The organism is Cytobacillus sp. GQ23 (assembly GCF_059758675.1).
Map to the genome: position 1 here is coordinate 19,254 of NZ_JCAXER010000008.1, position 22,371 is coordinate 41,624.

Consider the following 22,371-nt stretch of genomic DNA (forward strand, 5'->3'; position numbering starts at 1 on the left):
TTCATCACCCTTCTATGATTCCTGTTCAAGCTTTGCAGAGATTCTTATTTCTTTACTGGGTATATCCTCCAGGCGTCCATCAATGCCTTTGCTTCGTTGATACTTATCCCACAAAATAACGGCTACCGGGCATAATATTGAAGTCGTAATAGTAGAAATTGAAATTTGGATTGTTGCCAAATTGGCAATCTCCTGAAAACTTTGAGCCTTTTCCACCGTCATCAATCCTGCACCCGCTGCCACTGATGCTGCTGCTGCGATCGCAGCAGGTGTACCCACTGCGTTCCCTGCTGTTGATGCTTCTGCAACAGGGCCAATTGTGCTCTTTTCTCCAAACATCCTATAAACCAGGATTCCGGTTAATGCTGTAAATATGACTGTGGCAAACCCGAGAGCCAGACCGCCCCAAACAGCTTCAGCATTAAAGAAACTCATGAAGTTCATTCCTGCGCCAAGACAGAAAGCAAAGAATGGTACAAGGAGCGTTTCACCAGGCTTTAAAAACTCCCGTATGTCTTCATCCAGATTTCCTAAAAGCATTCCTAAAGCAATTGGCAGCAAGACCGCGATGAATGCGATTAAAGGAAAATTAACGCCAACCATCCCTAAAGCCAGCATGGTGAAAAAAGGACCATCATTCAGAGTCAGGACGGAAATCGCTCCAACATCTGACCGATTCCCATACTGTCCTGTCAGCACTGCATACATTCCTTCATTCCCATTGGTCATGGCGGCAATAATAGCCAGAGTAGATAATCCCAGCAGACCGTTCATTGGGTCAAAAAATACCCCAAATAAAATACCGAATGCAATCCCGGTCAAACACTTGCTTCCAGTTAATAGAATTCCTTTCTTTAAGGCCTTTCCGCCTACCCGCAAATTCATCTGGCTGCCTGCACAGAATAAGAACAGGCCAATGAGAGTCAGGGTTCCAGTTTTAAAAAGTGCTTCCGAGAACCCACCAATTCTCATAAACTCATAAATTCCTTCTTCCACCGGCGATACCCCTAAACTCTTAAGGAAATTCATTACAATTGGAATGTGGAGCTGATCAATCGTATTAAATAAAGCACCAAGCATCAGAGGGATGACCATCAGACCTCCAGGCACTTTTTCAATTGTTTGCTTTATCCTCATATAAATCACCGCCATATCTATTATTTGATATCCTTTTACATCAATGATTTTTAATTCTGATTCTCTGACTAGTATTTTTATTTCGATCATTTACGATTTCGATTTTTTCTACGGTAATCGAATATACATGAGTTTTTCAAACACCACATAGATGAATCCAATCATCCCTATGGATACTAATGTCGCAGTATACCAGCGAACTTCCTTGTAATATAGCATGCCAATGAGTAAAAAGATTAAGGTAGAAAATAGAAAGCCGATAAAAGGTATTAACAAAAAGATATAAACAACTGTAAATAGCAGATACAGTATTCCTCTTTTAACTTCCAGAATGGAGGCAGAACCTGTTTCCCCTTCCTCCTCTTTATTCTTTCTGATCGTTTGAATAAGCTGCCAGATTGATAGACCTATCAAACTATAGCCGAGGAGCGTGGGAAATGAACGGGATGAATTTAAAAAGTGTTCTCCTGGCGGGAAATCATAACTGCCTATTACGAAAAAGAGTCCAATCGCAAAAACAATTCCCGCCAAAAGATAATCTTTATTTATTCTCATCTTTTCTCCTTTCTATCACTCTTTTGGCCGGCTAATTCCTACTTCTTCAGGTGACCGTTTTCCAACACCAATTTCCCAAAGCAGCCAGCTTGTTTTTTCGGTGATTTCTTTTGTATATTCCTGACTATCCTCAATATCTGTGAGAACAATCGCCCTTTTCTTTGCAAAAGCCTGAAATTCTTTACTGTTGATTGCTTTGTTGTATGCATCTCTAATTTTAGTGACAATTTCTTCAGGTGTTCCGTGCTTTACAGCTGGCCCCCACCAGGTTCCTTCCGGTACATATTTTTCCAAATCAGAAACAAAGTCAGTGACCGGCGGGATTGATTCAATTCCATCTACTTCAAATGCTTTATTATCCATAACAGCCAGTGAACGTAAATCACCTGCCCGAAGCAGATCTACTACCTCATTTACACCGCTGATTGAAAAATCAACCTCACCTTTCATCGCAGCCATGGCAGCATTTGAACCGGAATCGTATGTGATAATTTCGGCATCTCCACCCACAACACTATTCACAATCTCCAGAGTGAGGTGCCATGGGTCCCCAATCGCTGCTACACCAACCTTTGCACTTCCATCTTTCAATAGCTGAATCACATCATCAAATGTCTTCAGGTCAGATTTATCTTTGACTGTAAAATTGGCAATTCCCATTGCACCAATTCCTATTTGCTCGAAATCCTTGTATGTTAAATCTGTCATGCCCATTGTTGGAAAGACGCGGACCAGATCTGTTTGAAATAGGATGGTATGTCCGTCAGACTCTTGTTCGTTAACATATTCAAGGGCTAATGCACTGGAGGCTCCAGGCATATTTCTTACCGCAATGGATTCTCCTAATTCTTCCTGTAGGATTGGCTGCAGGGTCCGGGCCATCGTATCAGTACCGCCTCCCTCACCAAAACCGACTATAATTTCAATAGGCTGAGAAGGGTAATCATTGGCTGCTTCCTTGCTGTTTCCAGATGCCTTTTGAGTTGACTGGCTGCCTGCACAGGCACCTAATATCAGAACCACTGAAAATAGAATCAGACACATCATTTTTATTTTCATACGTTTGCCCCCTTAGGCTTTATTTTCCCCCACAAGTGTTTTAAGTGTTTTGTCAGGAATCCATTTTGATTTAAAAGCAGAAATACAATACAGACCAGCAGGAAAAGACTAATTGGCCGCGTGAAGAATGGCCCGAATGAATAATCCGCACTAACCATGGCCCTCCGGAAATTCTGTTCCGCCATTAAACCAAGGATTAACCCTAACACTAGAGGAGGGGCAGCGAGCCCTACTTTACGCATAAGAAAACCGATGATCCCAAAAAGAAACATAATTCCAATATCAAATGGCCGGTTGTTTACCGCAAATGTCCCTACCACACTAAATACTGTTACAATCAGCAAAACTATACTTCTGGGAACAGATAGGATTTTCTGAAAAAAATAAGAGAAAAATAATCCAAATACCAGCATGAACGCAGCAGATATCGTTAAAATGATGAAAAATTGATTTAATATATCAGGGTTTTGTGTAAGTAAAAGTGGCCCCGGCTGTAATCCGTGGAGCAAAAGCCCTCCTATAATTACTGCCGTAACCGCATCACCAGGGATGCCAAGTATTAACATGGGTATATATGTACCTGGCACACATGCGTTATTCGCTGTTTCTGCAGCAACGATTCCTTCTGGATTTCCCTTTCCAAAGGTCTCAGGCTTCTTGCTTCTTCGGCGGGCCACATCGTAGGAAACCCACGCTGCAACATCTGCTCCAACACCTGGAATCGCTCCAATAGATGCTCCAATTATTGAAGATCTTCCGCCGGCTGGCAAAAACTTCAGCAACATCTTCCACGGAGGAATAATAGATTGGAATTTATCCGCTTTTAAAGGCTTCTTCAGCTGCATGATAGAGTCGATTACCTCAGCTATTCCGAATACTCCAATTAAAACGGCAATTAGGCTAAAACCGTCCATGAGAGCGCTTTCTCCAAAAGTAAAACGCTGGGCACCAGTGATTTTATCCATTCCTACAGTGGCTAAAGCTAATCCTAATATCCCGGAAATAAGCCCTTTCGATAGTGATGCAGCGGTTAGGTTTGCACTAAGAATAATTCCAAATATGGCAAGCAGAAAATACTCCCATGATCCGAAATTCATACTTATATCCAAAAGAAGCGGCGCCCCTATTAGAAATAAAACAGCTGCCAGAATAGTACCTAAAAAAGATTGAAAGGTAGCAAGTCCTCTTGCCAGGCCTCCCTCCCCCCGCTGGGCCATTGGATAACCATCCATAGCCGTTGCAGCGGAGGCAGGCGTACCTGGAATATTTAAGAAGATCGCTGGCGTGGATCCGCCATAGGTTCCTCCTATATGAACAGACACAATTAAAACCATTGCTTCTATCCATTCCATCCCCCAGGTAAATGAAATCAGCAAGGATACTCCCATGGTAGTAGTCAGACCCGGAAGTGCACCTACTGCCATCCCCGCAACTGTGCCAATAAGAAACAAAAGCATGATTTTAAATGTAAAGAAACTGGCCAGCGATTCGCCGATTAAACTTATTTCTCCCAAATAAACCTCCTCCCCCTAATCTATATAGAGTTCTCCGTCTTTCATAAGGATTTTCCCATCCACTTTGATAGTCGGTTTTCGAATCACTAAATCACAATGCCCAGGGGCTCTGATACTGCTTCCAAATGTGATTCCATTGCCAATTCCAATATGCATCGTTCCGAACTCTGCCTCGTCCTCCAGCTGGCCTCCTCTGCCAATTTTCGCTTTTGGATTCATGCCGATACCCATTTCCACTGCACAATATACATTGGGATGATTATAACTTTCCAGCGTTTGCTTAAGCATTTCAGCATCTTCTTTTCCTTCGATGGAGACGATTTTCCCTTCTCTAAAGACGACTTTAACCGGATCTTCACAAGCCCTGCCCGGCACAATCGCCCCATCAATGTACATGACTCCTTCTGTAGTTCCTTCTATTGGTGCCACAGCTGTTTCAATGCAAGGAGGGGGAGAAATACTTCCAGGCTCATGACAAATCCCGGTTTGAGGTACGGCATGCCGTCCGGTTATAGACATGGAAATTTCCGTGCCTAAACGGGTAGTGATGCTTAATCGTTCTCCTTCTTCAAGAATGGCGGATACTTTATCGATTATTTTCTTCTGGGCAAAATAATCGATATCCAGTGAACCATCTAAGAAAACCTCTTCATTAGCATCAGGCATAAATATTAATCTGGCACCTGCATTACTGGCTTCTTTTCTGGCAGTAGAATGATTAATAGAAAAGGTTGTCGGGGCAACGATGGCATCAGCTGCTTTCATTGCCTCTGCAATGATTCTTGGCGGTTCATCCCCATGCCTTGTAGTGGGATTCATGATTGTCATCACCACTTTTGCTCCCATGCCTTCACCAACAAGTGCGAAAACCTCCCCAATTTCTGTCGTATTTGTATCCGTTAGAATCAATAGGTTTTCTCCAGGCTTTACATTTAAACAGGTCTTCAATAATGTCTGAACGGATTTCACCATAAACATTTTATTTATGATTTTCATTGCACTCCCCCTCGTTTTTTCCTTCAACTAGTTAGAATGCAAGTACCGTGCCAAGTTGTGATTTTTCTATTTTTTTCATTTACACTCCCTGTTTATAAAGGATTTACAGGACAACTTCTATTTTGCTGTAAATATCACTAAGGTCCATTGTTCGCAATTTGCAAAAAAAACATAGAAGATCTGTCCAAAATATAAAAAAAAGACAAATCTGCTATGTTTCTAAACTAATCGCAATTTGCGAACTATAATTGCATTTTGCGATTAATCTCGTATTTATTAATTTTCCTGTAAAGCGTTGCTACATTTATACCTAATTCATCTGCTGCTTGTTTTTTTCCATTTAGAGTATCACCATATCTCTTTAATACATCCTTTATCATTCTTTCTTCCATTTCTGCTAGAGTAATATTTTCTTTATCATCGTTCAGGGGATTTTGATAACGGATTCTTGGAGGCAGGTTTTCTACTCTAATCCAGTGGTCTGTTGCCATGTTTATGGCATATTCAACCGCATTTTGGAGTTCACGTATATTACCTGGCCAATTATACGAACACAGCCTATTCTCCGCATCAGGAGTGAAACCTCTCACTTTTTTTCCAGTAATTTTGTCATAGTGCTGTACAAAATGCTGAAGCAGGACGGGAATATCACCCTCTCTTTCCCTCAGTGGCGGAATATGCAGCGGAATAACGCTTAACCTAAAAAATAAATCCTGCCTGAATTCCCCATCAGCTACCATCTTTTCTAAGTTTTTATGGGTTGCTGCAACCACTCTTATATCAATATCAATAGAAGTATTAGATCCAATTCGTTCAATTTTTCTTTCTTCCAGCACTCTCAACAGCTTCACTTGTAAATGCAATGGCATATCACCTATTTCATCCAGAAAAATGGTGCCTCCTTGTGCCATTTCAAATTTTCCAGGCTTTCCATTTTTCCTTGCACCCGTAAAGGCACCCTCGCTATACCCAAACAATTCACTTTCCAGTAAATGTTCAGGAATGGCGGCACAATTTATGGCCCGAAATGGTTTATTAAATCTTTTGCTTTCTTGATGCAGTGCTCTCGCAAAAAGTTCCTTCCCCGTTCCACTCTCCCCCAGGAAAATGACTGTAGAATCGGTTGCCGCAACTTTTTTGGCTGCAGCCTTTGTTTGCAATATAGCATGGCTTTTCCCTACTATAATATCGAATGTAGAATCATCTACCTCTGATGTGATAGAATAGGCAAACTTTTGAACTTCAGCTAGATCTTTGAGCGTAATCGCACATCCAATAATTTGGCTGTTATGGATCAATGGATTAGCACTGATGATGACTTGAATCACTTTTCCATTTACAACAAGAGAACATTCCTTATCTGAGTATCCTTGTCCGGTAGAAAATACTTTTGTAATCGGCAGATTTTGAATAACTTCTGAAATATTTGAAGTTAATACACTCTGTTTTTTTATATTTAGTATTTTTTCTGCGGAACGGTTCATCTCTAATATAAATCCTTTTTGATCAACAGCAATGATGCCCTCGTACATGGATTGAATCGTCACTTGCAGCATTTGTGAGGTTGATAAATATTTCTTTAATAATGATGTTCCATTTATTTTGCTGCTGATTAAATCTGCCATTTTATCGAGATAATTTGATAATATACGGTGCTTCTCTTTAAATTCATTTTTTTGTTTTTCAGAGAATGCCGTTAAACTGATAACCCCGACAATTTCGCCCTCATGTGTTAATGGATATGAAACATCTGATTTTTCAGGGCAATTTTGATGAAGAATACAGCTTTTACATACGTCATGGAAACCTGGCTCCAAATTGTAAACAGGCTGATTTGTTTTTAAGACTTCTTCGATGATGTGTCCCCGAACCGGCTCACCTACAACTGCATGCGTGCCCCCGCCTGTAGCCGTCACAACAACTTTATTTTTATCGTAAATAATCACCTCTAAAGACAATACAGACTTAATGGCTTCTGCTACTAAGTTCACTTCTTCTTGAATTTCAAAAAGGATTGATTTACCCATTTATATCCTCCTAATACATTAGTTCCTCCTAATGAGCAGGAAAGTTTATCTGTCTCTCAGAATTGTTTCATGATATATATCATTCGATTCGAAAATTGAAAAACCTCTGGAAAATTCTGAATATTCATGGCGCTTGTGGGTTTTTATATAACTTTTTTACTAGGAAAAATTCGATATTTTAAGTTAATGATGTATAGCAGTTAGATTGATCCTGTTGGTCCAGATCCTGTTCAATATCCTTAAGCCAAAAAGAGATTGGCTCCGATGTCAATTTCGATTGTTTATTAACTCAATATTTTTCCAAGCAAAATAAGCAACTTACTGTTTAAGTTGCTTAGAAACATACTATTTTAACGCTAGACTCCGGCTGGGTGCACAGTTTCCACAAGATCTTAGACTAATAACAGTTGTCCTGCTTCTCCCACTCCCCTTTATACCATTCAGAGAAATAGCTGCCAAATCCCATCCCATGATAAAATACTACTATACTATCTAGTAAAGGAATGAATCCCTATTAATCTCCCTGATAAGGTAAAAAACCTGCCCGCAACTCCAGGCGTCTATCTGATGAAGGATTCCCAGGGTCAAACTCTGTATGTGGGGAAGGCGAAGAATCTTAAGAATCGTGTCCAGTCTTATTTCCGGAACTCTACCAATCATTCACCAAAGATAAAAAAGCTGGTCAAACATTTAAGGGATTTTGACTATATCCAGACAGATACCGAATTCGAGGCTTTTATGCTTGAATGCCAATTAATTAAAAGCATAAAGCCGCTCTATAATCGAATGATGAAGAGTCCGCAGTCATTCATTTATATCTCGATTGGTCTTATCGGCAATCACCGTAAGATTGATATTGTCTTTGAACCCAATGAAAATGACGGCAAGGTTTATCTTGGCCCTTTTACAAGCCGAAGAAATGTGGAAAGTGCTATCCGGGCGTTAAAGGATTGCTTTAAGCTGAATTGCAGCAATCCTAATGGAACAAACTCAGCCTGCCTGAGTTATTCCTTAGGCTCATGCCTTGGCCGGTGTCTTGGAGGGCCTGCGGAACAAGAGTACAATGACATTTTGGACAGGTTTATAGGTTTTCTGAAGGGCACGGACATGAGTATCCTAGAGGACATGAATCAAATGATGCTGAATGCCTCTGAAAACTTTGAGTTTGAAGCGGCGTCCGCCTATCGGGATCATATACAGGCAGTAGGCTCCCTGATAAATAAAGAAAAAGTGCTCGAATTCACGGAAGAAAACCATAATATCGCAGCGATTGAAAGATTATCAGATTCAACCTTTAAACTTTTCCTTATTAAAAGGACAGATATTCTGTTCAGCAAGAGCTATGCAGTAGGAAATATCGAGGAGAAAATAAAAACGGACATTTTAGCTCATTTTAAAAATAATGAAGCACATGCCGCTGGAGAGATTAGCAGACATGAAATCGATGCAGCACATATTATTTACCGTTATTTACACAGCGGCAGCTGCTCTTATCTCATCATACCGGAAAACTGGCTGGTTTCTGAGAATCATGCAGCCCTGGATCAGGCATTAAATAATTTACTCAATGACCTTCAACACATAGAGCCCCCTATTCATCATGAATAAGGGGCTTTTTACAATCCGATCTAGCAGGCAAAGGAGACTAATCAAACTGATCAGTTCACATACTCATTCGCAAATGCATCATCCACCCTGAAAAGAATGGTATGTCGATGGATATCATTAAAATAATACGCAGGCTCTCCCTTATGTTCCGTTACATCAATTACCTCAGGTATATCAAAATTCCGCAGCTTTCCCCTGAGCCTTTCAATCGATTTAGTGAAGGTGCTCTTTTTTACCTCCCCATCACTTCCCGTTCTTCCAAAGAAATCCCGCATGGTGATTCTTGTACATGGATTCTCCCTGCTGGAAGATAGCATAAAATGTCTGATCATATTCGCCTCGGTTGGGGTAACGATGGGATCCTGCCCATTAAATAAGAGTATGTTTTCCCGGTCATTAAAGTACAGAACCAGCTCATCGGCTTCACAGTTCTCAAATATGTTTTCACACTCTTCCTTTGAGCAGGTTTCGGTTTTGTTTTTTGTGATTTTGTAGAAGGCATGGTTATGCAGGTAGGTCTCGTTGGCTGTTAATGCTTCAGCTAACGGGGACAGCTCTGCTTTCGGGAGCTGGTCCGGATACGGAAGTTTTCCCATCGTCTCATAGGCTTCGCTCGCAACATGCAGACCGCTGTTGGCCAAATACATATGGGCATGGAATTCCTGCTGCTGATTGAGGCTGCAGCTTGGGTCACCGATCAGGTGCTTGCTTAGGGCCTGCTGGAAATAACGGACAGCAGAACCGTACTTGCCATGCTTATAAGCGAGGCAGCCGAGACGGAAATACGCTATTGGCAGCTTTTGCTCCACTCTAACCGCCTTTAAGAGTGATTCCACCGCATCCCCGTCATCCTTGAAGTGATTCATTTTTAAGTAGGAGCCATAGTTAATAAGAGTGGATACCAGCAGTCTCTTCGTTTGCTTAAGGGCGTCATCGTAGTAAGGGCCATTATTTTTGGCCAGATTGGTAAGCTTTTTAAACATTGTTTCATAGAGGATCACCAGCTGCATGTAATAGCCGTAATCGCCTTTTTCGCCTTTTTCATGCATATCATGCTCCAGTTCTTCCAGCGCATCAAGGGTTAAGTCTTTTATCTTTAACGTTCTCATTTTTACACCCCAATCTATTCAAAACGTACCATTTAACACCTTTCACTATATAGAAATCAGCCGCCAGTTTCGCGCGAATATTGTCGAATGAATTGTGAAGATTTTGTAACAGTTCTATGTCTTGCTTCTCCAAACTGACAAGATGAGCTCCTTGAAAAACGCGAACAAATGTTTTATAATTTAGTTCAATGAACGGAGGGATACTTTATGTACGTGACAGTCTCAGACTTTATTAAAGAGTGGAACAAAGAAGCACAGCTGACTCAAAACGTTTTAGAAGGTTTAACAGATGAATCCTTAAAACAGCAGGTTTACCCGGAAGGACGCACATTAAGAAGAATTGCGTGGCATTTAACAGCAAGTATTCCGGATTATTTAGCTCACTTCGGAGTAGAAGTGCCGAAGAAAGAAGATGAAGAAAATGTGCCCGCTTCGGCAAAAGAAATTGCGGATACATTCAAAAGGCTGAGTGAGGAAGCGGCTCAGGCTATCCAGCAGCAATGGACAGAGGACACATTGAGCCAGACACAGAACGCATTTGGCAGAGAAGAAACCAATGCACAAATTTTAATGGGCTTAATTAAACACATTGTGCATCATAGGGGGCAATTGACGATCCTTATCCGCCAGGCAGGGTTAAAGCCTTTTGGGGTTTATGGCCCGCCGAAAGAGGATTGGGTTCATTTAGGTGTGGACACTCCCCCTCTATAAAACGTTCAGCTTGTCGAGCGATTTTCTTAGCATAATGAATCTTCAGGATGTACATAGGAAGAAGTCTGCTTGAATAATCAGAACACTTGATGAATAGAATGTATTAGTATATTATTTAAATAAGAACACAACATAAAAATAAAGACTCGGGTGCTGTCACACCCAAGTCTTCACCTTAGCTACTCCGCAGTATAAGTTTGCGGTGGCTGAGGTCGCGATAAGAAATGACTAGTTCCACGACCCGACGGCCAAATCAGGGTGGGCTAGTCGTTTTTATTTTTGCCTGATTGTGCTGCGACAATAATAGTGACGACTAGAGTAGCGAAAGCAATCATAACACTTAGATCATCATTCGTTACGTACACGACAGCACCCCCTTCCTGACCTCGGGGGTAGCCACCGCTCCCATACCCTGCCTTGTAGCTATTCTATATTATACCATATTTGGAACTTATGTTCTAATAGTCCCAAATGACCAAAAATGTTATATAAGGAAAAGAGAACCCGCTCGGAGATCGCCGAACGGGTTTTTAGTTTGTAGATAAGGGGCTATCTATGCAGTTAGGATTATCAAGAGCTTCAAGCCCTCCGAACATTTAACTATCAATTGACCTATTGGCTACCGGCGGCTCATTAAGCCAGTCTTTCCTCACCAATAACTTAAACCCTTGCTCTGAATAGCTTTCTACCTGATGAATTAATTCCTTTAGTCTTTTCACGTGACTTTTTTTATAACTGGAAACCACAGCAGTTTGCAGATTGCCGATTCCGATTGGATTCAAGAACATAATTAAGTTAGCCATTAGTTTATCTGAAAACGGTGATTTATTCACCTTATTAACGTGAGCTTCCAGTCCGGTGGTTGTCGGGACACCGTTTTCTCTATATATTTCGGATAAAACATCGACATGATGATACGCCAAATTGGTTCCATCCTCAAAAAAACTCTTGGTGTCTCCATCCTTTGCAACATCCGAAAAAGCAGTACATAATGCTAAGCCAACATTATTACATTGAACTGAACCAAACATACTTGCTAATTCTACAGCATTAAGCGGCCTCTGCTGGGTTGATGCCACTTTAAATAACCTGCTTTCTCTGTCTTCAGCCTGTTGGTATGAAAAAGACTTGTTTTGCAGCAGGCCTTTTTGCTCCAGCAGATTTAAAATAGAAATGTCAATTTGCATTAACCTATTGAGTATTTCTTTATAGAAATTCTTAACTTCTGGGACGATTAAGTCTGTATATTGAAAAGAAAGGACACCCATTCCATTACTGGTTATATGCTTAATTATTTCTATCATTAATTGATCAGAAAATATCTTTTCTGAGGGGCTATGTAAATCATTTTCACTAAAAAACGGTGTAGCATTTAATCCATTATCAGCCAGGAATTTTGAAGCCTCTTTTTCCTGAAATGTTGAAAGTGTTTTAATCTCATTTAAAACTTCCACCAAATCAGGATCTTCAGCCGTTTCAATCAGATTTCCCAAAAAAATATTGACCATATTTGAACTTGAATGTAAGTACCAAAGAAAACCTAATTCGGTTAAATTCATCTAAATGCCCCTTCACAAATTTTTTCTTTTCTTAGTTTGTAATTGAAACTGGTAATTATTCATGACCTTGCCTACTATTTAAGCCTTTTCAATATAATGGCACCCCTGTTTAAAAGGGTTCGATATTTTTTTTCCTTATTATCTTCATTAAAATAAGACCCACACTGACACCTGGTATTACACACAAAATGGGCAGCCAAATAGGCCCTAATAGTACTCCAAAAACCTTAAAGGTAGAGGAAAATATACACCCTACCGTAACAAAGTAAGCTGAAGACACAAACGGAAGAAAAGAATAACTGTTTTTCCCTCCTCCCGCATCTTTAAAGGAATCCCACATCGCAAAGAAATACAAACAAGGGTAAAACATCAGCCACAAATAATCGGTTTCTGTAATTGCCTTTTCAATATCTCCATGAAAACTTAAAATAATGACCCCGTTGAAATTCGCCTGCACATTTATAAGGAACTCTAAAAATACTATAACCATTCCCTTGATTAATTTTCCATTTAGAAACTGTCCAAAACCGGGCAGTGCAATACTCCATAATAGCCTTTCTATAGATGTTGCCATTCTTTTCTAGCCCCTTACTTTGTCTCTTATATGTGTTCATATCTCTTCGATTAATCCCCTTTTAAAGGGCAGCAAACTGATTACCATCTGTCAATTTCCTGAAAATAACACTACGGACCACAACACTTCTTATTATGTAAGCACTCTTCACAAACTAAACTCCCATTTGAGAGAAAAAAAGCTGCCGTATTGGCAGCATGGTTTCAATCACTCTTGATTGAGTTTAGACGTCAGTAATAGATTCTTTATTTTATCCCGAATAAGTGCGGTTAAATCTGACAGAATAGATCAGCACATAAATAACGATAATGGCAGCAGACAGATTCAGCACGATCAGTGAATGGTTCAAACTGAAAAACTGAGTAAGCACTCCTACTCCAATTACGGGAACGATAAATCCTGAGTAGGCACACAAATAAAAAACCGAAATGACTCGCGTCCGTTCTTTTGGCTCCGGCAGCTGTCCAGTGAGTCGCAAGGCAATTTGAAAAGCCCACCCGCCCCCGATAGACTGGATGAAAATGCCTGACCAGAGCAGCGGCAAACTTGATGTTAAACCAGAAGAAACAATAACCCATGCCCCTATCGCAAGAAGCAGGATGCCGAATCTCATACGGGTAATGGGGTGACTTGGCCAAGGAATGAACTGTGCCAAAGCTGCACCGCTGAGAAGTGCGAAAATGATTAATCCTGACACAGATAGGTTCGACGTATGAATGACATTCTTGACAAAATTAGGAATAAGAGCAAACGCGATTCCTTGGATTGTGAAAACTGTGAAGATAGGCAATCCGGACATTGAGAAAAATGGAAAACGAATATTGCCTGGCACACCAAGTGATATCTTAGTTTTTACAGGCATCTGTCCTTTGGGAACAGTGTCTTTAGGAACTGTTTCCAGCACAATTAATGAGAGGATGAGCAGAGCAAGCAGAATCCAATATGGCAGCTGGAGTGGCAGGTAATGTATATATTGAACGATCAAACCCGCTATAGCTGGTCCCAGACCGAAACCAATAAGAATCGTTACACCTGATAATTTAAGAGCTGCACTTATTTGACTGGGTGAAGTTTGCTTCATTAGAAAAGCAGCAGCTGTACCTGTAAAGGCTCCGTATGCAATTCCTTCCAATGACCTGGCGGCATATAGCATCCAGGAATGATTGCCAGCCAGAAAGAACAATGTAGATGCGATGGAGATCCATATACTGAGGCGAATTACCCTTTTAAGTCCCCAAGTGCTGCCTTTTTCTCCCGCGATTAACAGGGTTGGCAACAAGAAAGCCGCATAAATGGCAAACAAGATTGTGATTTGCAGACTGTTCAGCCGGTAAGCTTCACTATATAAAGGGAATAACGGGGTGACAAAGGTAGCCCCGCATGACATCAATATGGAAACCAATAGCATTCTTTTCACTGAGGGATTCCCCACTTTCATTCATAAACTTACTTACTAAAAGGTAAGTATACTTCCTTAAAAAAACCGTTTCTACGGTTTTCTTAAGAATCGATTTAACTGATTTAGTACTTCTGTTAATACATCTTCACCAAGTACACGTCTGTATAATAATGCTCCTTTTACACTTGATAATATCGTTACTGCTACTTGATGTACCTCTTCAGAGCTATTTATGACATTTGCCGCTTGTGCCTCCGCAACTAATTCCTTCATTACTCTGAGCTCCAGCCTGCTGACTTCTTCAAGCTTTTCTTGTACTGCAGTTGGCAATGATTCATAATCCGTCTGCAGTGAAGAAATAGGACAAATTTCAGTGCATTCAAATCTTTGAGCCTGCTGATCGATGAACTGCTTCAGTTTCTCTTCAGCAGGAGCCGGCGAATTTTTAATTAATGACAAAGATTCCTGCAGTTTCAATAAAATACGCTCTGTAACTGCGACCCCTAGATCCTCCTTTTTCTCAAAGTGATAGTGGATGCTTGCTTTGGTCACCCCAAGCTGTTTAGAAATGTCATCATAGCTGAAGGCTACATACCCTTTTTGCTGTATCAATTTAAGTGCTAAGTCTACAATCTGTTTTTTTCTATTTTCCATACTCCGATAGTAACTTACTAATAGGTAAGTGTCAATATGGAAGGCCAGAGTTAAAATCATCGCAATATGAAAAATATCATTTACTCCATACGCATACGGGTTTTTTCCTTTTTCCTATCATTTAAAGATGGTGACTAATACCATGCCTTAATAAAATGTAAATGTGCATACAATTTTTGATAGTAATAATAATAAGTAGTAATACATGTTGGGGAGTACATTTTTTATGGTAATGGAAAAAAGTAATATGAGACCTGCAGACGTAGTGAAGAGAGCCAAAAAGTCATCTGATTTTAAAGAGATTCAAAAAAACCTTTCCGGAATCAAGATTTTCATTTTATACTTCACTTCACTAATCGATCACAAGACGATGGAGCATATATTTCTTCCATATATTAATGAGTGCGAAAAAAAGACTGACCAGGCTTTTGATATGAATCAATTTAAGATTAGCCTTCCGCTTGAAGATGTTATTAGCACGAAAGAAGCAAAAGAAATCGAAGAAAAAATACATCAGGGTTATGTCTTAATTAAAAGTGAGGATACCTCTGAAGATTGTTTATTAGTGAATATTGGCAATTTATCTAAAGGGTTAAGAGAATCTAACGAAACGGAGAATGAATTTAATGTTATCGGTCCAAAATTAGGGTTTGTTGAGAGTCTTGATACGAACATTCTTTTACTTCGCACAAAGGTAAAATCTCCTTTATTAACAACTAAAGAGATCGAGCTGGGCACGCTGTCAAAAACAAGAGTAATGATGGTTTATTTAGATGGCATTACAAATGAACAGCATATAAAATTTGTTAAGAAAAGGCTCTCTGAAATAGATTTTGATATTATTTGGGATACTTCTGCTTTAATCCAGCTAATCAAGGAAAATTCTTATACGCCTTTTCCGCTTTACTTTTCTTCAGAGAGGCTGGATCGAATATCATATTCACTCACTTCAGGCCAGGTCGTTATCTTTAGTGATGGTTCACCATACGCAGTATCAGGACCTACTACCATATTTGATTTTTTTCTCTCATCCGAAGATTATTATTATAACTGGATCATCGGGTCTTTCTTCCGTTTTACACGAATACTTGCAATCATCTTTTCAATCTTCTCTACCGCCATTTATGTTGCGGTTATGACGTTTCATTATGAGGTGGTGCCTGCAGATTTACTGGGCCCGCTAATAGAGTCCAGAGCAAACGTTCCATTTCCGCCGCTGCTGGAAGTTCTTTTTTTAGAATTGACCATTGAATTATTAAGAGAGGCAGGAGCCCGATTGCCTACTAAAGTAGGACAGACATTGGGCATTGTTGGCGGTATTGTCATCGGACAGGCTGCTGTTATGGCAGCACTGACAAGTAATATCTTATTAATTATTGTCGCTTTATCAGCTTTAGCTTCATTCACAACACCAACTATCGTTATGTCCAATACCATTCGAATTTTAAGATTTCCCTTTATCATCCTATCTTCATTCCTGGGCGGGCTGGGTATTATGATAGGTTTTGCCGTGCTTTTATGTCATTTATTTAAATTAAGATCGTTTGACACTCCTTACATGGTTCCTTTGCATCCTTTCCGAAGCAATAGTCTTGCGGATAGTATCATAAGGCCGCCTTATACTAAATTAAACAAAAGGCCGGAATATTTGAGAGCTAAAGATAAAATTAAATATTCACCAAAAGAGAGTAACAAAAAGAAGGAAGATATTAATGACGAATAACACATTTATTAAAATGGGAATTGTTGCTCTAATTCTAATTCTGACTGGATGTGTGCCTCACAATATTATTAATGAAGTCTCTCTGATGCATAATGTAGGTTATGACAAAGAAGATGAAATGCTAAAGGCAAGTGTTGTTTATCCAAATTATGCCGAGAGTGATAATCCTGCTGCTTTAATCACAGCTGCTGCTAAAAATCCATCCAGTCTGCAGGAAGAACTTAGCCATAAGTCTCAATTTCCATTTGAAATAGGTCAAGTAAGAGTAATGATATTTGGGGATCAACTAAGCAGAGATGGTTTAGCTTCTATATTAGACCCCATTTGTAAGGATCCAAAAATCGGCATAGTAAGAATTGTTATTACAGATGGAACTCCAGATTTAATACTAAGTAAAACACTTAATGAAAGTCCGCTATTCTTAATGGATTTGATTGATAAAAGTATTGAAAATGAAGGAATTCCTGAGTCTAACTCCCATGTAATGTATGACCAGTTTTTTGGAAGTGGAATTGATATGTCCTTTCCAAATCTGACAGTTGATTCTAAAGGTAAAATTAAAGTCGATGGTATGGGGATTTTTAAAGGTGAAAAATTAGCATTTAGGATCTCCGAAAAAGAAACCTTCTTATTAAAATTAATGACTGATAAAAACAAAAGGGGAGTATACAGTTTTGACCTGAAAATGCATGGACACAAAGCTAATATTGGGGTTAGAACGAACTATGGAAAACACAAGGTGAAATTCATCAAGGAGAACTTCGGGGAACATGTTAGAATAAGCCTTAATTTAGATGTAGAACTTGATGCTTTGCCTGAATGGATCAATTTAGAAGATGAAAAGGATCTTAAATTATTTAAAAACGCCGTACAGAAATCAATTTCAAACGATGCTGAATTACTGCTTAGGGATTTTCAAAAAAATGGTGTAGATCCTTTAGGTTTAGGAAGAGTGTATATAGCACATCACAGAAATTATTCTGAACAGAGCTTCTACGATAGAATATATCCTAATATGAAATATGAGGTAATTACAAAAATTACAGTCAGGCAAACTGGGGTGGGAAATTAGTGACCGTAAAAGTAGAAAAACAATTTCAAGTTTCGGCTTTTTTCACATTTTTTCTCATTCACTCTTCACAAACCGGAATTGGTATCCTAAATTTTCAAAGCCAGGTTATTAAACATGCTGAGCAGGACGCCTGGATTTCTTTAATTATAACCTGGGTTATCACCCAAATCATACTCTATATTATTTTTAAGCTATTAGGCGGGGGAACTAATGATTTAGTAGCTATTCATCAGTATTGCTTTGGAAAAGCGGTTGGCAGCATAATGTCTGTCCTTGTATTGGTTTATTTCTGGCTGGCTTCTTTGACGGTCCTCCGTGCCTATATTGAGGTCATCCAAATATGGGTGTATCCTTCTATCAAAACATGGCAGCTATGCTTCGTTTTCGGACTCACATTTTATTATATTATCTCAAGCGGCTTCCGCAGTTTAACCGGCTTTAGTTTCTGGGGAGTTATATTGCCTGCTTTTTTGTTCTTTTTAATCTACTTCCCATTGATGCATGCGAATTATATTTACCTGCTCCCTGTCTTCAGTCATTCCCTCAGTGAGCTAATTTTATCTTCTAAAGGGTATGCCCTGCTTTTTCTTGGTTTCGAGTGGATCCTGATGTATTATCCCTTCCTTAGGAGTTCAAATAACAGAGATATTTCAAAATGGGCGTATCTTGGCAATATATATACTCTCATTGTGTACCTAATTATAACAATAATATCATTCTTATACTTTAATCAAGAGGTATTACAGCATTTACCTTGGCCCACTCTAATGATGGTTAAGATCGTTAAATTCTCTTTCCTGGAAAGATTTGAATATGTATTCATCTTTATTTGGCTGTTAGTGATCATATCCCCTATATGTATTTCTTTGTGGGCATGTACAAGAATCGTAAAAAGGACTTTCTCAATTCCTCCTAAAGCGACTTTGCTAGTCTTACTGTTTGCACAGATGATTGTTTCTGTATACCTTCAGGAATTTAAGAGTATTGATTATCTGGCCAATTTTACTTCTAATGCGGGAATTGGGTTTGTATATGTGTATCTGCCGCTCCTTCTCACTATAAAATGGATTAAAAGCCAATTTATGAAGAATCGGTTAGACAAAGGTTTATGAAAAGTAAAAAAAAGAGTGCCTATCTTGTTGAAAGATAGGCACTCTTTGAGTAATTCCGGAGACTAATTAACCAACTACGTTTGAAATAACTTCGATATTACCTTGAGTTGCTTTGGCATAAGGACACACCTTATGAGCTTCCGCAACGACTTCTTCTGCCACACTGGTTTCTACGCCCTTTACAGTGATATCCATTGTAATGGCCAGTACATAGCCATCATTCGCATCCTTGCCAAGTGTAACATGTGAAGCAATATTGATCCCTTCTGTTTTAATGTTCTTTTTCCTAAGGACAGTCCCCATGGCTCCCTGGAAGCATGCGGCAAACCCTGCAGCGAACAGCTGCTCCGGATTGGTTCCGGCACCGTCCCCTCCTAATTCCTTTGGATATCTCAAGTCTACATTAAGATTATTATCGTCAGATACCGCTTTGCCATCTCTGCCGCCTTGAACATTTACAGTAGCCGTATACAACTTCTTTTCTATTTTCATCATTTTAGAACTCCCCTTTTATAATGGATTAGTAATTTTTGCTGCGATATTACCACGAGTAGCTTTCGCATTAAGGGAAAACTTTATGAGCCTAAACGACTATTTTGCCATGTTAGTTTTTGACTTTCTCTACTGTCCAAAGGCCGATGTTTTACTTATTAGAAGGTAAGATGATTTTTAAAAAGAGCTCCTCGTTTATAAATTAAGGCACTATCTGTTGAAATTATTATTTTTCAGTAGCTACATTCCCCATAGCAATAGAAATTCTATTCCAGCTGTTAATTTGATTAATGGTTAGAACAAGGTCAATATATTGCTTCTCATCATAATGTTCACGTACCCGCTGATAAAGCTCATCTGGCACACGTTTTGTCGGGATTAGAGTTATGTGCTCTGTTAATTCAAGAGCTGCCTTTTCTGCTTCAGTGTAAAACGTGCACTCTTTCCATGCACTAATGCAATATAAACGCTGTTCTGTTTCTCCCATTTTTCTCGCATCAGCTGTATGCATGTTAATGCAATAGGCACAGCCATTTATTTGAGAAGCCCGAATTTTAATAAGCTCACGAAGTTTACGGTCTAATCCTGTTGTTTTCGTATACTTCTCCATTTCCATCATTATTTTCATTGCCTCTGGTGCTAAATTGTAATAATCAATTCGTTGTTCCAATCTCAATTCCTCCTTAAGCTGATTCAATATATAATTGAACCGCATTTTGAAATTCAAATCATGGATAACATCAATCGGCGATTGATATACTCTATAATAAATTGTATACTTTATTATGTCAAACCACTTTTCTTGTTAATTAGTGCCAATTGAATATGTTTGACAATGGTGTAGAAAATTCTTAAGATAAATTAATCTCATTTATAAAGAGGTGTGAGTCATGCAATATAGTATTGGGGTTGAATACGCACTTCACTGTCTTGTATATCTAATTGATAATAAAGAGGATTCCTCCATCGGAATAAAGGAACTTTCCACCTTTCAGGGGATTTCCGAAACCTACCTATCAAAGATATTCAGTAAATTATCTAAGAAAGGGATTGTTAGTTCAGTTCCTGGAGTGAAGGGTGGCTATAAACTCGCTAAATCTCCAGAAGAGATATCTTTTTGGGATGTAATTGAAGCAGTTGAAGGTCCAAAGCCTATTTTTCAATGTAAAAACATTAAAGATAATGGTTATTTGTATAGAGAAAATATCTGCTCTCCAGGTACATCCTGTACCATCAATTTAGTTATGCTCTCAGCCGAAGAAAAAATGCGTGATTTCCTGCGGAGCAAAACACTTTCCTGGTTAAATGAAGAACTGGATCGTGTCTTGCCAAATCAAACGCGTGAAGAAACCCGAAAATACTTTTCAAAGAGCAGCATGTAGTACTAAATTAAAAGGCAATATCAGTCTATATCACACACTTTTAGACAACAAAATCACACAGAAAAACGCAGAGGTTGCAGCTAAACTCTGCGTTTTTTCGATTATTCAATGATCTTCTCTTCCATTTACTTACCTATCTTAGTTGAAAATCTTGAGAATTGAAGGTTTAACTTGATTCCCATCGAATACATAACTGAACACCCATTATGGATGGCAAGGGTATACACTTAAATGCCAGAGCTAATTGGCTGGCCCTCCTCAATAAAAAATTTAAATTAAAAGTAAGATGAAGGAATGGAAAAATTCAGAATTGCATTATTGCACATTATTTAGGAGGATTAAACAAATGAAAGATTTACAAGCATGGAAAAACAAATATCCTTTACTAAACAAACTAATATCGACAGAAGAGGCTTTTTGGATCAATCCTAATCTAGAGAAATTTCAATCTGGAATTAAAAAATCTCCCCTTACTCTAGAAGATGTAAAGGATGCAGAGGAAAGGCTGAATCGTTTTGCACCCTTTATCTCTAAAGCTTTTCCTGAAACAAAAGAATCCCATGGTATTATAGAATCTCCTCTAGTGAGAATACCTTCAATGAAAAAATCCTTAGAACAGAATTATCAGCAGCCTATTCCGGGAGAATTATTATTAAAATGCGATAGTCACCTTCCTATATCCGGATCTATTAAAGCAAGAGGCGGGATTTATGAAATTCTCAAGCATGCAGAGAAATTAGCTATTCAACATCAATTGTTAACCCTTGAAGATGATTATTCGATTTTAGATAGTGAAAAATTTCGGACATTTTTCTCACAATACTCAATCGCAGTTGGCTCGACTGGAAACTTAGGACTTAGTATTGGCATCATAAGTGCAAAGTTAGGTTTTAATGTTTCTGTACATATGTCGGCTGATGCAAAACAGTGGAAAAAAGATTTGCTGAGAAGCAAAAAGGTCAAAGTTATTGAATATGAAGCTGACTATAGTAAAGCGGTAGAAGAAGGTCGATCCCAAGCATATAGTGACCCAGCATGTTATTTTGTAGATGATGAAAATTCTCACGACCTATTTTTAGGTTATGCAGTGGCTGCATCTCGATTAAAGAAGCAATTAGAAGAGTTAGGGGTAATAATTGATAAAAATCATCCTTTGTTTGTTTACCTTCCATGTGGAGTAGGCGGCGGTCCAGGAGGCGTAGCTTTCGGTTTAAAATTATTGTTCCAAGACGATGTTCACTGTTTTTTTGCAGAACCTACCCACTCACCATGCATGCTGCTCGGCTTAATGACTGGTCTTCATGATAAAGTTTCTGTCCAAGATATTGGCATTGATAATCTTACAGACGCTGATGGGCTTGCTGTAGGAAGACCATCAGGGTTTGTTGGTAAAACTATTGAGCCGTTTTTAGGTGGAAATTATACTGTTAGTGATGAGCTGCTTTATAAGTTATTAAAGGAACTAGCTGATACAGAGGGTATCCAGTTAGAACCTTCTGCACTGGCAGGACTGATTGGACCAAGTAAATTATTTAACGAAGGCAGAGATTATTTAAAGATGAATGGTTTGACGGAAGCAATGAATAAGGGCACACATATTGTTTGGGCGACTGGTGGCAGCATGGTTCCTGAAGAAATGATGGCACAATATTATCAAAAAGGCTTGGAATTAGCGTCGGAGAAATAGA

At 39.1% G+C, this 22,371-nt stretch carries 21 protein-coding genes; 7 read left to right on the forward strand and 14 right to left on the reverse strand.

The annotated features are described in order from the left end of the window. Nucleotides 1-12: 12 nt before the first annotated feature. From AC6CHU_RS08290 to AC6CHU_RS08315, 6 genes are all read right to left on the reverse strand, one after another. A complete protein-coding gene (locus tag AC6CHU_RS08290) occupies nt 13-1,137 on the reverse strand; it encodes a 2-keto-3-deoxygluconate permease (protein ID WP_498121315.1) in 1,125 nt (374 codons plus the stop codon). A gap of 108 nt (nt 1,138-1,245) precedes the next feature. Beyond that, nucleotides 1,246-1,692 carry a tripartite tricarboxylate transporter TctB family protein gene (locus AC6CHU_RS08295; protein WP_251284371.1) on the reverse strand — a complete coding sequence of 149 codons (447 nt, stop codon included), beginning with the start codon at nt 1,690-1,692 and terminating at the stop codon, nt 1,246-1,248. Nucleotides 1,693-1,707: 15 nt separating this feature from the next. Next, nucleotides 1,708-2,751, reverse strand: a complete 1,044-nt coding sequence (locus AC6CHU_RS08300) for a Bug family tripartite tricarboxylate transporter substrate binding protein (RefSeq protein WP_498121172.1) — start codon at nt 2,749-2,751, stop codon at nt 1,708-1,710. Then, entirely contained in the window at nt 2,748-4,265 is a 1,518-nt protein-coding gene (locus AC6CHU_RS08305) for a tripartite tricarboxylate transporter permease (protein ID WP_498121174.1), read from the reverse strand. Before AC6CHU_RS08305 ends, AC6CHU_RS08300 begins: the two co-directional genes overlap by 4 nt. A gap of 15 nt (nt 4,266-4,280) precedes the next feature. Further along, on the reverse strand, nt 4,281-5,261 hold the full coding sequence (locus AC6CHU_RS08310; protein WP_498121176.1) for an aminopeptidase: 981 nt from the start codon (nt 5,259-5,261) through the stop codon (nt 4,281-4,283). Nucleotides 5,262-5,503: 242 nt separating this feature from the next. Next, complete coding sequence (locus tag AC6CHU_RS08315; RefSeq protein ID WP_159864680.1) at nt 5,504-7,288, reverse strand: sigma-54 interaction domain-containing protein; 1,785 nt, start codon at nt 7,286-7,288, stop codon at nt 5,504-5,506. 540 nt (nt 7,289-7,828) lie between these two features. Here AC6CHU_RS08315 and AC6CHU_RS08320 point away from each other — a divergent pair. Next, entirely contained in the window at nt 7,829-8,896 is a 1,068-nt protein-coding gene (locus AC6CHU_RS08320; protein WP_498121317.1) for a GIY-YIG nuclease family protein, read from the forward strand. A gap of 50 nt (nt 8,897-8,946) precedes the next feature. On the opposite strand, the gene AC6CHU_RS08325 is transcribed toward AC6CHU_RS08320, so the two are convergent. Next, nucleotides 8,947-10,005, reverse strand: a complete 1,059-nt coding sequence (locus tag AC6CHU_RS08325) for a tetratricopeptide repeat protein (RefSeq protein WP_498121179.1) — start codon at nt 10,003-10,005, stop codon at nt 8,947-8,949. A gap of 207 nt (nt 10,006-10,212) precedes the next feature. Between AC6CHU_RS08325 and AC6CHU_RS08330 the strand changes: the two genes are divergently transcribed. Further along, entirely contained in the window at nt 10,213-10,716 is a 504-nt protein-coding gene (locus tag AC6CHU_RS08330; RefSeq protein WP_159864686.1) for a DinB family protein, read from the forward strand. Between the two features lie 263 nt (nt 10,717-10,979). On the opposite strand, the gene AC6CHU_RS08335 is transcribed toward AC6CHU_RS08330, so the two are convergent. From AC6CHU_RS08335 to AC6CHU_RS08355, 5 genes are all read right to left on the reverse strand, one after another. Then, nucleotides 10,980-11,081, reverse strand: coding sequence for a putative holin-like toxin (locus tag AC6CHU_RS08335; RefSeq protein WP_222500437.1), 102 nt, complete (start codon nt 11,079-11,081; stop codon nt 10,980-10,982). 231 nt (nt 11,082-11,312) lie between these two features. Continuing rightward, the gene (locus AC6CHU_RS08340) at nt 11,313-12,275 is read right to left on the reverse strand and encodes a DUF3231 family protein (RefSeq protein ID WP_159864689.1); all 963 of its coding nucleotides are present in this window, start codon (nt 12,273-12,275) and stop codon (nt 11,313-11,315) included. 109 nt (nt 12,276-12,384) lie between these two features. Beyond that, a complete protein-coding gene (locus tag AC6CHU_RS08345; protein WP_159864692.1) occupies nt 12,385-12,849 on the reverse strand; it encodes a hypothetical protein in 465 nt (154 codons plus the stop codon). Between the two features lie 250 nt (nt 12,850-13,099). Beyond that, the gene (locus tag AC6CHU_RS08350; protein ID WP_236566211.1) at nt 13,100-14,257 is read right to left on the reverse strand and encodes an MFS transporter; all 1,158 of its coding nucleotides are present in this window, start codon (nt 14,255-14,257) and stop codon (nt 13,100-13,102) included. Between the two features lie 81 nt (nt 14,258-14,338). After that, nucleotides 14,339-14,902 carry a TetR/AcrR family transcriptional regulator gene (locus AC6CHU_RS08355; protein ID WP_159864698.1) on the reverse strand — a complete coding sequence of 188 codons (564 nt, stop codon included), beginning with the start codon at nt 14,900-14,902 and terminating at the stop codon, nt 14,339-14,341. 226 nt (nt 14,903-15,128) lie between these two features. Here AC6CHU_RS08355 and AC6CHU_RS08360 point away from each other — a divergent pair, with 226 nt between their 5' ends. Genes AC6CHU_RS08360 through AC6CHU_RS08370 form a run of 3 tightly spaced genes read left to right on the forward strand, consistent with a single transcriptional unit; the run spans nt 15,129 to nt 18,809 of the window. Beyond that, complete coding sequence (locus tag AC6CHU_RS08360) at nt 15,129-16,625, forward strand: spore germination protein (protein WP_159864701.1); 1,497 nt, start codon at nt 15,129-15,131, stop codon at nt 16,623-16,625. Continuing rightward, nucleotides 16,615-17,697, forward strand: a complete 1,083-nt coding sequence (locus tag AC6CHU_RS08365) for a Ger(x)C family spore germination protein (RefSeq protein ID WP_159864704.1) — start codon at nt 16,615-16,617, stop codon at nt 17,695-17,697. Before AC6CHU_RS08360 ends, AC6CHU_RS08365 begins: the two co-directional genes overlap by 11 nt. Then, nucleotides 17,697-18,809 carry a GerAB/ArcD/ProY family transporter gene (locus AC6CHU_RS08370; RefSeq protein ID WP_498121183.1) on the forward strand — a complete coding sequence of 371 codons (1,113 nt, stop codon included), beginning with the start codon at nt 17,697-17,699 and terminating at the stop codon, nt 18,807-18,809. Before AC6CHU_RS08365 ends, AC6CHU_RS08370 begins: the two co-directional genes overlap by 1 nt. A gap of 66 nt (nt 18,810-18,875) precedes the next feature. Here AC6CHU_RS08370 and AC6CHU_RS08375 read toward each other — a convergent pair whose 3' ends face one another. Next, the gene (locus tag AC6CHU_RS08375) at nt 18,876-19,304 is read right to left on the reverse strand and encodes an organic hydroperoxide resistance protein (RefSeq protein WP_159864735.1); all 429 of its coding nucleotides are present in this window, start codon (nt 19,302-19,304) and stop codon (nt 18,876-18,878) included. Between the two features lie 223 nt (nt 19,305-19,527). Beyond that, nucleotides 19,528-19,971, reverse strand: coding sequence for a carboxymuconolactone decarboxylase family protein (locus tag AC6CHU_RS08380; protein ID WP_159864738.1), 444 nt, complete (start codon nt 19,969-19,971; stop codon nt 19,528-19,530). 220 nt (nt 19,972-20,191) lie between these two features. Between AC6CHU_RS08380 and AC6CHU_RS08385 the strand changes: the two genes are divergently transcribed. Together AC6CHU_RS08385 and dsdA are read left to right on the forward strand one after the other, a co-directional pair. After that, nucleotides 20,192-20,683 carry an RrF2 family transcriptional regulator gene (locus AC6CHU_RS08385; protein WP_159864741.1) on the forward strand — a complete coding sequence of 164 codons (492 nt, stop codon included), beginning with the start codon at nt 20,192-20,194 and terminating at the stop codon, nt 20,681-20,683. Nucleotides 20,684-21,029: 346 nt separating this feature from the next. Then, a complete protein-coding gene (gene dsdA / locus AC6CHU_RS08390; protein ID WP_159864744.1) occupies nt 21,030-22,370 on the forward strand; it encodes a D-serine ammonia-lyase in 1,341 nt (446 codons plus the stop codon). Nucleotide 22,371: the final 1 nt, after the last annotated feature.

Excerpts from the sequence above, each read along its gene's own strand:
- AC6CHU_RS08290 (WP_498121315.1), bottom strand. The coding sequence starts at position 1,137 with ATGAGGATAAAGCAAACAATTGAAAAAGTGCCTGGAGGTCTGATGGTC.
- AC6CHU_RS08295 (WP_251284371.1), bottom strand. The coding sequence starts at position 1,692 with ATGAGAATAAATAAAGATTATCTTTTGGCGGGAATTGTTTTTGCGATT.
- AC6CHU_RS08300 (WP_498121172.1), bottom strand. The coding sequence starts at position 2,751 with ATGAAAATAAAAATGATGTGTCTGATTCTATTTTCAGTGGTTCTGATA.
- AC6CHU_RS08310 (WP_498121176.1), bottom strand. The coding sequence starts at position 5,261 with ATGAAAATCATAAATAAAATGTTTATGGTGAAATCCGTTCAGACATTA.
- AC6CHU_RS08315 (WP_159864680.1), bottom strand. The coding sequence starts at position 7,288 with ATGGGTAAATCAATCCTTTTTGAAATTCAAGAAGAAGTGAACTTAGTA.
- AC6CHU_RS08325 (WP_498121179.1), bottom strand. The coding sequence starts at position 10,005 with ATGAGAACGTTAAAGATAAAAGACTTAACCCTTGATGCGCTGGAAGAA.
- AC6CHU_RS08330 (WP_159864686.1), top strand. The coding sequence starts at position 10,213 with ATGTACGTGACAGTCTCAGACTTTATTAAAGAGTGGAACAAAGAAGCA.
- AC6CHU_RS08340 (WP_159864689.1), bottom strand. The coding sequence starts at position 12,275 with ATGAATTTAACCGAATTAGGTTTTCTTTGGTACTTACATTCAAGTTCA.
- AC6CHU_RS08345 (WP_159864692.1), bottom strand. The coding sequence starts at position 12,849 with ATGGCAACATCTATAGAAAGGCTATTATGGAGTATTGCACTGCCCGGT.
- AC6CHU_RS08350 (WP_236566211.1), bottom strand. The coding sequence starts at position 14,257 with ATGCTATTGGTTTCCATATTGATGTCATGCGGGGCTACCTTTGTCACC.
- AC6CHU_RS08355 (WP_159864698.1), bottom strand. The coding sequence starts at position 14,902 with ATGGAAAATAGAAAAAAACAGATTGTAGACTTAGCACTTAAATTGATA.
- AC6CHU_RS08360 (WP_159864701.1), top strand. The coding sequence starts at position 15,129 with ATGGTAATGGAAAAAAGTAATATGAGACCTGCAGACGTAGTGAAGAGA.
- AC6CHU_RS08365 (WP_159864704.1), top strand. The coding sequence starts at position 16,615 with ATGACGAATAACACATTTATTAAAATGGGAATTGTTGCTCTAATTCTA.
- AC6CHU_RS08375 (WP_159864735.1), bottom strand. The coding sequence starts at position 19,304 with ATGATGAAAATAGAAAAGAAGTTGTATACGGCTACTGTAAATGTTCAA.
- AC6CHU_RS08385 (WP_159864741.1), top strand. The coding sequence starts at position 20,192 with ATGCAATATAGTATTGGGGTTGAATACGCACTTCACTGTCTTGTATAT.
- dsdA (WP_159864744.1), top strand. The coding sequence starts at position 21,030 with ATGAAAGATTTACAAGCATGGAAAAACAAATATCCTTTACTAAACAAA.